This window comes from Streptomyces sp. NPDC046215, assembly GCF_040646215.1.
Classification (GTDB): domain Bacteria; phylum Actinomycetota; class Actinomycetes; order Streptomycetales; family Streptomycetaceae; genus Streptomyces; species Streptomyces stramineus.
This window is the reverse complement of record NZ_JBEYZW010000074.1, coordinates 18,437-32,597: the sequence shown is the minus strand read 5'-3', so window position 1 is coordinate 32,597 and position 14,161 is coordinate 18,437. Positions and strand designations below refer to the sequence as shown.

Below are 14,161 nucleotides of genomic sequence, written 5' to 3'. Positions count from 1 at the left end.
GGGCTGAATAGCCCGTCCGGCGCTTGAGGACAAGGCACAGCAGCCCGTCCGGCGATTGAGGACACCGCCGCGCAGCGGTGGTGCACCCCCACGACCCGACGGCAGGCTACGGCGACTCCCGGAGGAACAACGCCCCGCACGAGTGACAGATCGGCACCTTGCCACTGCCCCAGTCGTCCGTGGAACGGGTGGCCGCGGCCGGGGAGAGTTCACGGCCGCACATCGCCGTGGTGTCCTCCTGGCGGACGACGTGCCAGTTCTTGACCTTCACGTCCGGATCCCGCGGCTCGTTCCCGTCCACGTACTCGGCACGCAGCTCGTGCTCCATGGCGGCACCACCTCCGGGAGCAACGATGGAGTACCGAGCGGGCGCCTGCCACCCCGCCTGCGGCGGCTCGGGGGCCGTCAGAACACCGACCACCCGGTCAATGTCGTACCCCGGCTCCCGGGGGCAACCCCCGGACCCCCGGCCGACACCGTGGCCCCTCAGAACACCGACCACCCGGTGAGCGTCGTGAAGTGGTCCAGCGCCGCCACGCCCGCCACCGAGTTGCCCCTGGCGTCCAGGCCCGGGCTCCAGACGCACAGGGTGCAGCGGCCCGGTATCACCGCGATGATGCCGCCGCCCACGCCGCTCTTGCCCGGCAGGCCCACCCGGTAGGCGAAGTCGCCCGCCGCGTCGTACGTCCCGCACGTGAGCATGACCGCGTTGACCTGCTTGGCCTCGCGGCGCGGCAGCAGCCTCGTGCCGTCGGCGCGGAGGCCGTGGCGGGCGAGGAAGCCGCCGGCCAGGGCGAGGTCGCGGCAGCTCATCTCGATGGAGCACTGCCAGAAGTAGTGCTCCAGGACCGTGGGGACGGGGTTGTCGAGGTTGCCGTAGCTGGCCATGAAGTGGGCGAGGGCCGCGTTGCGGTCGCCGTGCTCGGTCTCGGACGCGGCGACCGCCGGGTCGAAGGAGACGCCCGGATTGCCGCTCTCCGCGCGCAGGAACTCCAGCATCGTGGTGCTGGCGTCGCCGGTCAGCGTCTGGAGCCGGTCGGTGACGACCAGGGCCCCCGCGTTGATGAAGGGGTTACGGGGGATGCCGTTCTCGTATTCGAGTTGCACGAGGGAGTTGAAGGGATTTCCGGACGGTTCCGTTCCGACCCGCTCCCAGATCCGCTCGCCGCCCTCGGCCAGGACGAGCGCGAGGCTGAACGCCTTGGAGATGGACTGCACGGAGAACGGCCGCTCCCAGTCCCCCACGCCGTACACCCCGCCGTCGATGTCGGCGACGGCCATCCCGAAGTGCCCGGTGTCCACGCCGGCCAGGGCCGGGATGTAGTCGGCCACCTGCCCACGGCCGACCAGCGGCCGGGCGAACTCGGCGACCTCTTCGAGAACGGCCTGGTAGTCCACTGTCCTTCAGTCTCGCGCTTCCGTGTCGACGATGAGATTTTCGGCCTGAGGCCGGATCGGCTCGCACGATATCCGAACGCCCGGCCCACCTGCGAACTTTTGGGTACAAGGGGGTCATTCGGCCTACGCGTCCGGCGTACGCCACCCGGTCCCGCAAGGAGGCGGCATGGCCCCACCCATGTCCGCGAACGAGTTCCTCGCCGCACTCAGACGCGAAGGCGCCACGGTCGTCGAGGTCGACGGCTGGCGCAACCACAACCGCGACGGCCACGGCCCCTGGGGCCCGGTCAACGGCGTCATGATCCACCACACGGCCACCTCGGGCACCGACAGCACCGTGCGGCTGTGCTGGAACGGCTACGACGAGCTGCCCGGGCCGCTGTGCCACGGCGTCATCGCCAAGGACGGGCGGATCCACCTGGTCGGCTGCGGGCGCGCCAACCACGCGGGCGGCGGCGACGGCGACGTCCTCCAGGCCGTGATCGCCGAGAAGCGGCTGCCCCCCGTCCGCTGGGCCGACACCGACGGCAACGTCCACTTCTACGGCTTCGAGTGCGTTAACAGAGGCGACGGCAAGGACCCGTGGCCGGAGGAACAACTGCTGGCCGTCGAGCAGGTGGCGGCCGCGATCTGCCGCTTCCACGGCTGGTCGGAGCGGTCCGTCATCGGTCACCTCGAATGGCGGCCGGGCAAGGTCGACCCGACCGGCTTCTCCATGGACCGGCTGCGCGAGCGCGTCCGCGAGCGGCTCAAGTAACGTCGCCCGCCCGGGCCGGCCGGGCGACAATAGGGGCGTGACCAGCGATCTCTCCCACCCCGACGCCTCCTTCGGCGGGCTCGCCGCGCTGCGGCCGCGGCTGCCGTCCCCGCTCCAGGAGCTCCGGGACGAGCGGTTCACGCGCCGCGGTGTGCGGCTGCTGCTCAAACGGGACGATCTGATACACCCGGAGCTGCCGGGCAACAAGTGGCGCAAGCTGGAGCCGAATCTGCGGGCCGCGGCCCGGGCCGGCCACCGCACGCTGCTGACGTTCGGCGGCGCGTACTCCAACCACCTGCGGGCCACCGCGGCGGCGGGCCGGCTGCTCGGCTTCGCCACGGTCGGCGTCGTCCGGGGCGAGGAGCTGGCGGACCGGCCGCTGAACGACTCGCTCGCGCGCTGCGCGGCGGACGGCATGCGGCTGCGGTTCGTCGACCGCGCCACGTACCGCCGCAAGGCGGAGCCGGACGTGCTGGCCGCCCTGGTGGCCGAGGCGGGGGGCCGCTGCTTCGTCGTGCCGGAGGGCGGCAGCAACGCGGCCGCGGCGCGCGGCTGCGGCGAGCTGGGGCGGGAGCTGAGCGGCGTGGCCGACGTCGTGGGGGTCGCCTGCGGCACGGGCGGCACGCTGGCGGGCCTCGCGGCCGGGCTGGCCGCGGGCGGTCGGGCCATCGGCTTCCCGGTGCTCAAGGGCGGCTTCCTGGGCGGTGAGGTGCGGCGGCTCCAGGAGGAGGCGTTCGGCGGCCCGCGCGGCGACTGGAGCCTGGACGAGCGCTTCCCCTGCGGCGGCTACGCCCGGAGCACCCCGGCCCTGGACGCGTTCGCCGACGACTTCACCGCCCGCCACGGCCTCCCCCTGGAACGCGTGTATGTCGCGAAGGCGCTGTACGGCCTGACGACGCTGGCCGAGGAGGGCGCGTTCCCCCGCGGCAGCACGGTGGCGGCGGTGGTGACGGGGGCGGCGTAGCGGCGCGGCCCACCGGACAGGCGGCACCACGCCCGGCCCTCGCCGTACGTCACGGTCCCCCGCGGCCGCGGACGCGCGCCACCCGCGCGGCACGGTGGGCGCCGGGCCGTACCGGCCCTCCGGGCAGCAGCCTGCTCAGCCCATCTCCTCCCGGTAGGCCGCCGCCTCCTCCAGGTCCAGCCGGCGCAGCAGCGTCCGCAGCATCTCGTCGTCGATGCGCCGGGCGTCGCGCAGCGACACGAAGACCTCGCGCTCGGCGCCGATCATCTCCCGGGCCAGGCGGCGGTAGGTGTCGTCGGCCGACTCCCCCGTGATCTCGTCGACCGCGCCGAGCCGCTCCCAGACCGCGTTGCGGCGCCGGTCCATGACCGTGCGGAGGCGGTCGGCGAGGGGTGGCGGGAGGGCGTTGCGCTCGTCGGCGAGGAGTGCGGTCAGGCGGCGCTCGGCGGCGGCGGACGCCTCGCTCTGGGCCTGCGCCTCGGCGAGGGTGGCGGCCCCGGCGTCGGGGACGGGCAGCCGCAGCCGGCGGATCAGCGGGGGCAGCGTGAGGCCCTGGACGACGAGCGTGCCGATCACCGTGGTGAACGTGAGGAAGAGGACGAGGTTGCGGGCCGGGAACGCCTCACCGCTGTGGGTGGTCACGGGGATCGAGAAGGCGATGGCGAGGGAGACGACGCCGCGCATCCCGGCCCAGCCGACGACGAGCGCGCCCTTCCACGTGGTGTCGCGCTCGCGTTCGCGCAGGCGCGGGGAGAGGGCGCGCGGCAGGAACGTCGCGGGGTAGACCCAGAGGAACCGGGCGGCCACGACGGCGGCGAACACGGCGGATGCGTACCAGGCGGCGGCCTCCTCGAAGCTGTACTCGCCGAGGCCGCGCAGCACCACGGGCAGCTGGAGGCCGATGAGCGCGAAGACGGTGGATTCCAGGATGAAGGCGACCATTCGCCACACGGCCGCCTCCTGGAGCCTGGTCGCGAAGTCGACCTGCCAGGAGCGGTGTCCGAGGTAGAGGGCGACGACCACGACGGCGAGCACCCCGGACGCCTCGACCTGTTCTGCGGCGGCGTAGGCGGCGAAGGGGATGAGGAGGGAGAGGGTGTTCTGCAGGAGGGGCTCGCGCAGGCGCTTGCGCAGCCAGTGCAGGGGGACCATGAGGATCAGCCCGACGCCGATCCCGCCGATCGACGCGATCGCGAATTCGCGCAGCCCCTCGCCCCAGGTCGCCCCCTCGCCCACGGCGGCGGCGAGCGCCACCTTGAAGGCGGTGATCGCGGTGGCGTCGTTCACCAGGGACTCGCCCTGGAGAATCGTCGTGATGCGGGAGGGCAGGCCCAGGCGCCGGGCGATGGCGGTGGCGGCGACGGCGTCGGGCGGGGCGACGACGGCGCCGAGCACGAGGGCCGCGGTCAGCGGCAGGTCGGGGACGACGAGGTAGGCCACGTAGCCGACAGCGAGGGTCGCGAAGAGCACGTAGCCGACCGACAGCAGCGCGACGGGCCGCAGGTTGGCCCGCAGGTCCAGGTACGAGCTGTCGAGCGCGGCCGTGTGCAGCAGGGGCGGCAGCAGCAGGGGGAGCACGATGTGCGGGTCGAGGGTGTAGTCGGGCACCCCGGGCACGTACGCGGCGAGCAGCCCGGCGGCGACCAGGAGCAGGGGCGCGGGCACGGGGGTGCGGCGCGCCGCACCGGCGATGGCGGCGCTGCCCGCGACGAGCAGCAGCAGCGGCATGACGTCCATCGGTCCCCGCCCGTCCTTCCGGGAGTCGGCCGGCCCCGCCGGGCTGTCGGCAAGGCGATCTAACCTGGCAATCATGAGCGAGTGTCCGCACGTTCCCGCGCTGCCGCGCCCCGAGCCGGCCCCGCTGACCGAGACCTGCCCGGAGTGCGCCGCCGCGGGCAGCCACCCCGTGCAGCTGCGGTTGTGCCTGGTCTGCGGCCATGTGGGGTGCTGCGACTCGTCGCCGTTCCGGCACGCCACCGGGCATTTCGCGGAGAGCGGGCACGCGCTGATGCGCAGCTTCGAGCCGGGGCAGAGCTGGCGCTGGTGCTATGTGGACGAGCGGATCGTCTGAGGCGGGGCGGGGCCGGGCCCCGGCTGCCGGGGCGCTGTCACCGCCGCCCGCTAGCATGCACACATGATCCGACCCGCTACGGCCGCCGATGTTCCCGCCATCCATGCGATGATCCGTGAACTCGCGGCATACGAACGGGCGCTGGAGGAGGCTCGGGCGAGCGAGGAGCAGCTGCGCGAGGCACTGTTCGGGGAGCATCCGGCGGTCTTCGCGCTGATAGCGGAGAGTGACGCACCGGTCGCCGAGCAGGGCGGCTCGCCCGGCGAACCGGTCGGCTTCGCCCTCTGGTTCCGCAACTTCTCCACCTGGACGGGTACGCACGGTATCTACTTGGAGGATCTCTACGTACGGCCGCGGGCCCGCGGCGAGGGCCACGGCCGGGCGCTCCTCGCGGAGCTCGCCCGCATCTGCGTGGACCGGGGGTATCAGCGTTTCGAATGGTCAGTGCTGGACTGGAACGCACCCTCGATCGCGTTCTACACATCCTTCGGCGCCGAGCCGCTGGACGAATGGACGGGGCAACGGATGTCCGGAGAAGCGCTCCACACTCTTGCGGCGCTCGCGCAGAGTGACGAAAATCCCAACAGGGCGACCGCTCTTTCGATTTGAGACCGCAAGCCCCTAGCCACTGTCCGTGCTCATGGGTTTACCATGAGTGACAGTCGCGGGGCTGCTCCACGGAACCGCAGATCGCGATAGCGTCGCAGCCGAACCATGTGCCGCACCGGGCCGTGCCACCCTTCGTCCGAAGGGCTCCCCTACAGGGCGCGGGGCCGGTGCTCGTAACAGCTCAAGAAGCTTGTGCCACCTTGGAGGTGAGGGTGTCCCCAATCGCAGGCGAGCCCGGGACCCAGGACTTCGTGGAAGTCCGGCTGCCCGCTGCGGGTGCCTACCTGTCGGTGCTCCGGACGGCGACAGCCGGTCTGGCGGCCCGCTTGGACTTCACCCTCGACGAGATCGAGGACTTGCGCATCGCGGTGGACGAGGCGTGCGCGATCCTCCTGCAACAGGCCGTTCCCGGCTCCGTACTCAGCTGCGTCTTCCGCCTGGTGGGCGACGCGCTCCGGGTGACGGTCTCGGCACCCACCACGGACGGCCGCGCGCCCGAGCGCGACACCTTCGCCTGGACGGTGCTCTCCGCCCTGGCCGGCGAGGTCGACTCGACGGTCGCGGAGGACCGTACGGTCAGCATCAGCCTGCACAAGAAGCGCGGCGCCGGCCCCGGACAGCCGTGACGGAAGAGGGGGCTCCGTGAGTACTGCATCGTCGCGGGGAGTGCGTACCCCGGCCATCCCGCAGCAGCCTGCCCGCGTGCTCCCGGAGGATCCGGGAGATCCGGTGACCCCGGTGCCGGGCGAGGCGAGCGACCCACCAGAGCGGGCGGACCACATGGATCAGCACCAGCACCAGCAGTGGCAGCGGCACCCGAACGCGAACGACCGCAGCGGTGCCCGGGCGCTGTTCATCGAGCTGCGCGCCATGCCGGACGGCTCGCCCGAGCGGGCCGAGCTGCGCAATCACCTGGTGCGGATGCACCTGCCCCTGGTGGAGCACCTGGCGCGGCGCTTCCGCAACCGCGGCGAGCCGCTGGACGATCTCACCCAGGTCGCCACCATCGGCCTGATCAAGTCCGTCGACCGCTTCGACCCGGACCGCGGGGTGGAGTTCTCCACCTACGCGACCCCCACGGTGGTCGGCGAGATCAAGCGGCACTTCCGGGACAAGGGCTGGGCGGTGCGCGTGCCGCGCCGGCTCCAGGAGCTGCGGCTGGCCCTGACGACGGCGACGGCCGAGCTCTCCCAGCGGCACGGGCGCTCGCCCACGGTCCACGAGCTGGCCGAGCAGCTGGGGATCTCCGAGGAGGAGGTGCTGGAGGGCCTGGAGTCCGCCAACGCCTACAGCACCCTGTCCCTGGACGTCCCCGACACCGACGACGAGTCGCCGGCGGTCGCCGACACCCTGGGCGCGGAGGACGAGGCGCTGGAGGGCGTCGAGTACCGCGAGTCGCTCAAGCCGCTGCTGGAGGATCTGCCGCCGCGCGAGAAGAAGATCCTGCTGCTGCGGTTCTTCGGCAACATGACCCAGTCGCAGATCGCCCAGGAGGTCGGGATCTCCCAGATGCACGTCTCCCGGCTGCTGGCCCGCACCCTGGCCCAGCTGCGGGAGCGGCTGCTGATCGAGGAGTAGCGCGCCCTCGGCGGGCTTCCCGCGGACTTACGTCTCGCGGGGACCGATGCCGAGGGCCTCGGTGGCCGTCGGGTTCACCACCAGCGCCAGCGTGGCCAGGGCGACGAGCGCGAGGGCGATGCCCGCCGCGATCAGCGCTCCGCCCCCGTTGACGAACGTATAGGCGACGGGCATCGCCATGATCTGGGTGATCATCGCGGGCCCCCGGCTCCAGCGCCGCCGCAGCCACAGTCCGCGCGCCGCCACCAGCGGCAGCGCGGCCAGGGCCAGCACCGTCAGCCCGCCCATCTCCGCCTGCTGCGGGCTGTCAGGCTTGCCCAGCAGCCCCATGACCAGCAGATACACCCCGCCCAGGGCCAGGGCGACGCCTTCGAGAGCGGTCAGCGCGGCGGCAGCCGTCAACCGGGACGGCCGCGGACCGCTCGGCTCGGCGACCGGCTCGGCGGCCGGCTCGGGCGTCTGCTTCCGCTGCTTCTGCGCGGTGCTCTTACGGGCGTTTTTCGGCGCGGACTGCTTGCTGCTCACCCTTGCAGGGTAACCGCACACCGACGCCGCGAGGGGGGCTGTGGCGGCCACGGAAGGCGGGCCGGGGATGGGCCGTGTACCCACAGGTAGGTAGGCTGGCGCGCATGCGTGCGCTTCTCGTGGTCAACCCTTCGGCCACCACCACCAGTGCCCGTACTCGCGATGTCCTGGTGCACGCGCTCGCCAGCGACCTGAAGCTGGAGGTCGCCACCACCGAGTACCGGGGACACGCACGCGATCTCGCGCGCCGGGCGGCGGAGGACGGCAACACCGGCCTCGTGGTCGCGCTCGGCGGCGACGGCACGGTCAACGAGGTCGTCAACGGTCTGCTGCACAACGGCCCCGACCCGGAGGGCCTGCCCCGGCTCGCCGTGGTGCCCGGCGGCTCCACGAACGTCTTCGCCCGCGCGCTGGGTCTGCCCAACGAGGTGGTGGAGGCGACGGGCGCCCTGCTGAGCGCGCTCCGCGAGGGGACCGAACGCACGGTCGGTCTGGGTCTGGCGGCCGGCACTCCGGGCACGGAGGACGAGGGCGTCCCGTCCCGCTGGTTCACCTTCTGTGCCGGATTCGGGTTCGACGCGGGTGTCGTGGGCCGGGTGGAGCAGCAGCGCGAGCGCGGCAAGCGTTCGACACATGCTCTGTATGTGCGACAGGTGATGCGTCAATTCCTCGGCGAGCCGAGCCGTCGGCACGGCTCCATCACGCTCGAACGGCCGGGCGAGGAGCCACTCGAGAATCTCGTCATGTCGATAATCTGCAACACCGCGCCGTGGACGTATCTGGGCAACCGGCCGATCTACGCGTCGCCGCAGGCGTCCTTCGACACCGCCCTTGACGTGCTGGGATTCACCAAGATCTCCGCCACCACGGCCGGCCGCTACGTCACCCAGCTGCTGACGTCGACGCCCGAGCGCGGACCGCACGGCAAACACGCCGTGTCACTGCATGACGAGACCGCCTTCACCTTGCATTCCCAGGCCCCGTTGCCCTTCCAGATGGACGGTGACCACCTCGGACTGCGCAGAAGCGTGACGTTCACAGGCGTTCGCCGTGCACTGCGTGTGATTGTGTGAGTGGTAGGGCCTAAAGTCCTTCCACTCGAACGTTTAGGCTGGGTTCCACCCCCTGGAAGTACGGCTGTGACCTAGCCGACACCGAGGAATCAAAAAAAACTTTCCAGAAGGGGTTGTATCCGCCGCCGAGGTTTGCGAGTCTCTTCATGGCGATCGGGACGGCCGCTCATCAAGCCTCCCCGACTCAGCCCGAACCCCCTCCCTTTTTCCTGGACTGCCCCAGTTCCGACTGGTCGTCAGCCCTTCCCTTGCGGGGGGATTCGTGAAAGCGTTCACATTCACAAGCAACGTAGCCGCAATTACGAGGAGATGGAGCAGCCATGGACTGGCGTCACAACGCCGTTTGCCGCGAGGAAGACCCTGAGCTCTTCTTCCCCATCGGCAACACCGGTCCTGCGCTGCTGCAGATCGAGGAAGCCAAGGCCGTCTGCCGCCGCTGCCCCGTGATGGAGCAGTGCCTGCAGTGGGCGCTCGAGTCCGGCCAGGACTCCGGCGTCTGGGGCGGCCTCAGTGAGGACGAGCGCCGCGCCATGAAGCGCCGTGCCGCTCGCAACCGGGCGCGTAACGCCACCGCCTGACGTCGCCCCTCGGCCCCCGAGCCGCAGCGCGCAGTACCCCCCGATGCGCCAAGCAGTAAGCAACGAGCTTTGAGCCCCGGACCCGCTTGGGTCCGGGGCTCAGTGCTGTGCGGTGCGCGCCCGAAGGGGCGCAGGGAACTGCGCGACCAGCCACGATGCGCCCGCAGACGAGACATCCGACTGCCGACGGAGCATGTGAGCCCGGGGGCTCAGCACCCTGCCGGGCACGGCAAGGGGCGCGGGGAACTGCGCGACCAGCCACCACGCACCCGCAGACGAGACACCCGACCGCAAACGGAGCGTTCAGGACTTCTCGGCCGTGACCGGGAGGTCCAGGACGACCCGGGTGCCCCGCCCAGGCGCCGGCACCATGTCGAACGTTCCGCCCATCTCGCCCTCCACCAGAGTGCGCACGATCTGCAGGCCGAGATTGCCGGCCCGCTGCGGGTCGAAGCCCTCGGGCAGGCCCCGGCCGTCGTCCTGGACCGAGATCAGCAGCCGGGCGTCGGCCCGGAGGCCGCTGCGGACGGCGGTGATCTCCACGGTGCCCCGCTCGCCGGGGCCGAAGCCGTGTTCCATGGCGTTCTGGAGCAATTCGGTCAGCACCATCGACAGCGGGGTCGCCACCTCGGCGTCGAGTATCCCGAAACGGCCCGTGCGGCGCCCGGCCACCCGGCCGGGGGAGATTTCGGCGACCATGGCCAGGACCCGGTCGGCGATCTCGTCGAATTCGACGCGCTCGTCCAGATTCTGCGAGAGCGTCTCGTGGACGATGGCGATCGAGCCGACCCGGCGCACCGCCTCCTCCAGCGCCTCCCGCCCCTCGGGCGAGCCGATCCGGCGGGCCTGGAGCCGGAGCAGCGCGGCTACGGTCTGCAAGTTGTTCTTCACCCGGTGGTGAATCTCCCGGATGGTCGCGTCCTTCGTGATCAACTCGCGCTCTCGCCGACGCAGTTCGGTGACATCGCGCAGGAGTACGAGTGAACCGATGTGGTTTCCCTTGGGTTTGAGCGGAATGGCCCGAAGCTGGATGACGCCGTCGCTGCCCTCGACCTCAAAGCCGCGCGGCGCCCAGCCGCTGGCGAGCTTGGCCAGCGATTCGTCGACCGGCCCGCGCGACGGCGCCAACTGAGCGGTGGTCTCGCCCAGATGATGCCCCACGAGATCGGCGGCGAGGCCGAGCCGGTGGTAGGCGGACAGCGCGTTCGGGCTGGCGTACTGGACGACCCCGTCGGCGTCGAGCCTGATCAGGCCGTCGCCGGCCCGCGGCGAGGCGTCCATGTCGACTTGCTGGCCGGGGAAGGGGAAGGCCCCGTTGGCGATCATCTGGGCGAGGTCGGAGGCGCTCTGGAGGTAGGTGAGCTCCAGCCGGCTCGGCGTCCGCACCGTCAGCAGGTTGGTGTTGCGGGCGATGACACCGAGCACCCGTCCCTCCCGGCGGACCGGGATGGACTCGACCCGGACCGGCACCTCCTCGCGCCACTCCGGGTCGCCCTCCCGGACGATCCGGCCCTCGTCGAGGGCGGCGTCGAGCATGGGGCGGCGGCCGCGCGGCACGAGGTGGCCGACCATGTCGTCCTGGTAGGAGGTCGGCCCGGTATTGGGCCGCATCTGGGCGACCGAGACATAGCGGGTGCCGTCGAGTGTGGGCACCCACAGGACGAGGTCGGCGAAGGACAGGTCGGAGAGCAGCTGCCACTCCGAGACCAGCAGGTGCAGCCACTCCAGGTCGGAGTCGCCCAGGGCGGTGTGCTGGCGTACGAGGTCGTTCATGGAGGGCACGGCTGTGAGCCTACCCGTGGCGGGGAATCTCATTTCGTTCCGTCCGGCGGGGTCCCGGGCATGGACAGTGAAGAATGGTCTAGTCCACAATGAAGGGGCAAAGTCTCCGCCCTCCCCGCACAGGAGGGCGGACCGAGACCCGGCGCCCTCTGCCCTGATCGCGCCCGGTCTCCAGTCGGCCGCACCGGCCGCGGGGTCCGCACACCCCGCGCCTCCGGTGGGCCGACGTCGGCTCCGGGCTGCGGTGCCGGTCGGGTCGAGGGTCCCGGCCAGGCGCCGCGGCCCGAAGTGGTGTCAGGGGCTCCCACGCCTTCACCCGCTTTCACTTCTCCCCACTCTCCCCCGCCCCCGGGCCGGCGCCTGTCCGCGCGCCCGCGGCGCGCCACACCCGCCGGACCGCGCGCCGTGTCCGCCGTGCCCGTTCTGCTAAATTGGTCTATACCACAGTCCCCATTGTCCAGATCTCCAGATCGGCAGGCCCCAGCGTGGAAGTTGTCATCGTTCAGGACGCCCAGGCAGGCGGCGAACTCATCGCGGAGGCCATGGCCGCCCTGCTGCGCCGCAAGCCCGGCGCTCTGCTCGGCGTGGCCACCGGCTCGACGCCGCTGCCCATCTACGAGGCGCTGGCCGCCAAGGTCCGAGCCGGTGCCGTGGACGCCTCGCGCGCCCGCATCTGCCAGCTCGACGAATACGTCGGCCTGCCCGCCGACCACCCCGAGTCCTACCGTTCGGTGGTCCTGCGCCAGGTCGTGGAGCCGCTCGGGCTGACTCCGGACTCCTTCATGGGCCCCGACGGCACCGCCGAGGACGTCCAGGCCGCCTGCGAGGCGTACGACCGGGCGCTGCCCGCGGCCGGCGGGGTGGACCTCCAGTTGCTCGGCATCGGCACCGACGGGCACATCGGCTTCAACGAGCCGTGCTCCTCGCTGGCCTCCCGCACCCGCATCAAGACGCTGACGGAGCAGACCCGCGTCGACAACGCGCGCTTCTTCGACGGCGACATCGAGCAGGTGCCGCACCACGTCATCACCCAAGGCATCGGCACCATCCTGGAGGCCCGCCACCTGGTGCTGCTGGCCACGGGCGAGGGCAAGGCCGACGCCGTGGCCCAGACGGTCGAGGGCCCGGTCTCCGCGCTGGTGCCGGCCTCGGCGCTGCAATTGCACCCGCACGCGACGGTCGTCGTGGACGAGGCCGCGGCGTCAAAGCTGAAGCTGGCCGACTACTTCCGCCACACCTACGCCAATAAGCCGGCCTGGCAGGGGCTGTAAAGAGCGGGGCTCCGCCCCGCACTGGTTCGCAAGCGCCGGACGGGCTGATTTCAGCCCGCCCGGCGTTGTCACACCCCCGCGATGACCTCGGCTGCCGCAAGGCCGCACACCCGTGCCGCCCCGTGCGTGGCGATGTGCAGCGCGCCCGCCGGAGGTGCCTGGTTCAGGCCCATCTCGACCACGACCGTGTCCGGGCGGGCGGCCAGGAGCGCGGCCAGGGCCTCGCCCATCCACCGGTGCCGGTGGACGTCGCGGACCACGGCGACGATCCGCCGCTCCCCCGCGTCCCGCAGCAGCCGGTCCGTGCCGGTCTCGTCGTGCCCGTACGTGCCGGTCCCGGTGCCGGGCAGCAGCCGGGTGAGCTCGGCGGCGACCCCCCACGGCGTCTCGTCGCCCACGGCGATGTTGGCGACGGGAGTGAACGCGGCGACGTAGGCGGGCCCGGTGAGCCGGGCGTCCGTGCCGTCGGGCGTGACGCGCAGGGCACGGCGGGCGGCGGCGAGGCCCACATCGGAGGCGGGCGCGGTCCCCTCCTCGTCCGCGCCCGCCTCCGAGGTCCAGCGCGCCAGGGCGCGTACCCGCGCGGCCGCGTCGGCGAGCCGCTCCTCGGCGAGGGCTCCGGTGCGCACGGCGCTCACGAGCGCGTCGCGCAGCCGCAGCACGGTGTCCTCGTCGGCCAGGCCGCCGCCGACGCAGATCGCGTCGGCGCCCGCGGCCACGGCCATGACGCTGCCGCGTTCGATGCCGTAGGTGCCGGCGATGGCCTGCATCTCCATGCCGTCGGTGACGATCAGCCCGTCGAAGCCGAGCCCGCCGGCGGTGACGGGCGCGCGCAGCAGGCCGTGCAGGGCGGCCGGGCTGAGGGTGGCAGGGAGGTCCGTGTCGAGGGCGGGCAGCAGGATGTGCGCGCTCATCACGGACCGGGTCCCGGCGGCGACGGCGGCCCGGAAGGGGACGAGCTCCCGGGCGTAGAGGGTGGTGAGGTCCGCGTCGACGCGCGGCATGTCGTGGTGGGAGTCGACGGCGGTGTCGCCGTGACCGGGGAAGTGCTTGGTGCAGGCGGCGACGCCGGCGGACTGCAGGCCCGCGATGTAGGCGGCGGTGTGCCGGGCGACCAGGTCGGGGTCGGCGCCGAAGGACCGTACGCCGATGACGGGGTTGTCCGGGTCGGAGTTGACGTCGGCGGACGGGGCCCAGTTGAGGTTGACGCCGCAGGCGGCGAGGCGGCGGCCGAGCTCGCGGGCGACGGACCGGGTCAGGGCGGTGTCGTCGACGGTGCCGAGCGCGAGGTTGCCGGGGAAGGAGGAGCCGGTGCGGACCTCCAGGCGGGTGACGTCCCCGCCCTCCTCGTCGATGGCGACGAGCACGTCCTCCCGCTCCGCGCGCAGTTGCGCGGTGAGGGCGGCGAGCTGCTCGGGCGAGGTGATGTTGCGGCCGAAGAGGCCGACGGAGGCCAGCCCCTCACCGAGTCTGCGGAGCAGCCACGCGGGTGCCGTGGTGCCGGTGAAGCCGGGCTGCAGGACCGTGAGGGCGTCGCGGGTGAGCGTGTCCATGG

The 14,161-nt window shown here is 72.2% G+C and carries 15 protein-coding genes; 9 read left to right on the top strand and 6 right to left on the bottom strand.

The annotated features are described in order from the left end of the window. Positions 1-106: 106 nt before the first annotated feature. The gene (locus ABZ951_RS26085; RefSeq protein ID WP_344091803.1) at positions 107-328 is read right to left on the bottom strand and encodes a hypothetical protein; all 222 of its coding nucleotides are present in this window, start codon (positions 326-328) and stop codon (positions 107-109) included. A gap of 158 nt (positions 329-486) precedes the next feature. Further along, the gene (locus ABZ951_RS26080; protein WP_344091801.1) at positions 487-1,398 is read right to left on the bottom strand and encodes a glutaminase; all 912 of its coding nucleotides are present in this window, start codon (positions 1,396-1,398) and stop codon (positions 487-489) included. A 166-nt stretch (positions 1,399-1,564) separates the two neighbouring features. Here ABZ951_RS26080 and ABZ951_RS26075 point away from each other — a divergent pair, with 166 nt between their 5' ends. Both ABZ951_RS26075 and ABZ951_RS26070 read left to right on the top strand, forming a co-directional pair. Beyond that, positions 1,565-2,155, top strand: coding sequence for a peptidoglycan recognition family protein (locus tag ABZ951_RS26075; RefSeq protein ID WP_344091799.1), 591 nt, complete (start codon positions 1,565-1,567; stop codon positions 2,153-2,155). 37 nt (positions 2,156-2,192) lie between these two features. Continuing rightward, positions 2,193-3,119 (top strand): pyridoxal-phosphate dependent enzyme, encoded by a 927-nt coding sequence (locus tag ABZ951_RS26070; RefSeq protein ID WP_344091797.1) that lies wholly within the window; start codon positions 2,193-2,195, stop codon positions 3,117-3,119. A gap of 135 nt (positions 3,120-3,254) precedes the next feature. Here ABZ951_RS26070 and ABZ951_RS26065 read toward each other — a convergent pair whose 3' ends face one another. After that, complete coding sequence (locus tag ABZ951_RS26065) at positions 3,255-4,856, bottom strand: Na+/H+ antiporter (RefSeq protein WP_344091795.1); 1,602 nt, start codon at positions 4,854-4,856, stop codon at positions 3,255-3,257. Positions 4,857-4,929: 73 nt separating this feature from the next. On the opposite strand from ABZ951_RS26065, the gene ABZ951_RS26060 reads away from it, so the two are divergent. The 4 genes from ABZ951_RS26060 to ABZ951_RS26045 all read left to right on the top strand — a co-directional run bounded on the left by ABZ951_RS26060 (position 4,930) and on the right by ABZ951_RS26045 (position 7,377). Then, the gene (locus ABZ951_RS26060) at positions 4,930-5,190 is read left to right on the top strand and encodes a UBP-type zinc finger domain-containing protein (protein ID WP_344091793.1); all 261 of its coding nucleotides are present in this window, start codon (positions 4,930-4,932) and stop codon (positions 5,188-5,190) included. 63 nt (positions 5,191-5,253) lie between these two features. Further along, positions 5,254-5,799 carry a GNAT family N-acetyltransferase gene (locus ABZ951_RS26055; protein ID WP_344091791.1) on the top strand — a complete coding sequence of 182 codons (546 nt, stop codon included), beginning with the start codon at positions 5,254-5,256 and terminating at the stop codon, positions 5,797-5,799. A 212-nt stretch (positions 5,800-6,011) separates the two neighbouring features. Continuing rightward, entirely contained in the window at positions 6,012-6,425 is a 414-nt protein-coding gene (locus ABZ951_RS26050) for an anti-sigma regulatory factor (RefSeq protein ID WP_102920692.1), read from the top strand. 16 nt (positions 6,426-6,441) lie between these two features. Further along, positions 6,442-7,377, top strand: a complete 936-nt coding sequence (locus tag ABZ951_RS26045; protein WP_344091788.1) for an RNA polymerase sigma factor SigF — start codon at positions 6,442-6,444, stop codon at positions 7,375-7,377. 27 nt (positions 7,378-7,404) lie between these two features. On the opposite strand, the gene ABZ951_RS26040 is transcribed toward ABZ951_RS26045, so the two are convergent. Continuing rightward, on the bottom strand, positions 7,405-7,902 hold the full coding sequence (locus tag ABZ951_RS26040) for a hypothetical protein (protein ID WP_344091786.1): 498 nt from the start codon (positions 7,900-7,902) through the stop codon (positions 7,405-7,407). A 104-nt stretch (positions 7,903-8,006) separates the two neighbouring features. On the opposite strand from ABZ951_RS26040, the gene ABZ951_RS26035 reads away from it, so the two are divergent. Together ABZ951_RS26035 and ABZ951_RS26030 are read left to right on the top strand one after the other, a co-directional pair. Continuing rightward, positions 8,007-8,975 (top strand): diacylglycerol kinase family protein, encoded by a 969-nt coding sequence (locus ABZ951_RS26035; protein ID WP_344091784.1) that lies wholly within the window; start codon positions 8,007-8,009, stop codon positions 8,973-8,975. Positions 8,976-9,295: 320 nt separating this feature from the next. Next, the gene (locus ABZ951_RS26030; RefSeq protein ID WP_004937597.1) at positions 9,296-9,553 is read left to right on the top strand and encodes a WhiB family transcriptional regulator; all 258 of its coding nucleotides are present in this window, start codon (positions 9,296-9,298) and stop codon (positions 9,551-9,553) included. A gap of 303 nt (positions 9,554-9,856) precedes the next feature. On the opposite strand, the gene ABZ951_RS26025 is transcribed toward ABZ951_RS26030, so the two are convergent. After that, entirely contained in the window at positions 9,857-11,326 is a 1,470-nt protein-coding gene (locus tag ABZ951_RS26025) for a PAS domain-containing sensor histidine kinase (protein WP_344091856.1), read from the bottom strand. A 494-nt stretch (positions 11,327-11,820) separates the two neighbouring features. On the opposite strand from ABZ951_RS26025, the gene nagB reads away from it, so the two are divergent. Then, on the top strand, positions 11,821-12,606 hold the full coding sequence (gene nagB / locus ABZ951_RS26020) for a glucosamine-6-phosphate deaminase (RefSeq protein ID WP_344091782.1): 786 nt from the start codon (positions 11,821-11,823) through the stop codon (positions 12,604-12,606). Between the two features lie 68 nt (positions 12,607-12,674). Here nagB and ABZ951_RS26015 read toward each other — a convergent pair whose 3' ends face one another. After that, positions 12,675-14,159, bottom strand: a complete 1,485-nt coding sequence (locus tag ABZ951_RS26015; protein ID WP_344091780.1) for a glycoside hydrolase family 3 N-terminal domain-containing protein — start codon at positions 14,157-14,159, stop codon at positions 12,675-12,677. Positions 14,160-14,161 lie beyond the last annotated feature (2 nt).

Excerpts from the sequence above, each read along its gene's own strand:
- ABZ951_RS26085 (WP_344091803.1), bottom strand. The coding sequence starts at position 328 with ATGGAGCACGAGCTGCGTGCCGAGTACGTGGACGGGAACGAGCCGCGG.
- ABZ951_RS26075 (WP_344091799.1), top strand. The coding sequence starts at position 1,565 with ATGGCCCCACCCATGTCCGCGAACGAGTTCCTCGCCGCACTCAGACGC.
- ABZ951_RS26065 (WP_344091795.1), bottom strand. The coding sequence starts at position 4,856 with ATGGACGTCATGCCGCTGCTGCTGCTCGTCGCGGGCAGCGCCGCCATC.
- ABZ951_RS26060 (WP_344091793.1), top strand. The coding sequence starts at position 4,930 with ATGAGCGAGTGTCCGCACGTTCCCGCGCTGCCGCGCCCCGAGCCGGCC.
- ABZ951_RS26055 (WP_344091791.1), top strand. The coding sequence starts at position 5,254 with ATGATCCGACCCGCTACGGCCGCCGATGTTCCCGCCATCCATGCGATG.
- ABZ951_RS26035 (WP_344091784.1), top strand. The coding sequence starts at position 8,007 with ATGCGTGCGCTTCTCGTGGTCAACCCTTCGGCCACCACCACCAGTGCC.
- ABZ951_RS26030 (WP_004937597.1), top strand. The coding sequence starts at position 9,296 with ATGGACTGGCGTCACAACGCCGTTTGCCGCGAGGAAGACCCTGAGCTC.
- ABZ951_RS26025 (WP_344091856.1), bottom strand. The coding sequence starts at position 11,326 with ATGAACGACCTCGTACGCCAGCACACCGCCCTGGGCGACTCCGACCTG.
- ABZ951_RS26015 (WP_344091780.1), bottom strand. The coding sequence starts at position 14,159 with ATGGACACGCTCACCCGCGACGCCCTCACGGTCCTGCAGCCCGGCTTC.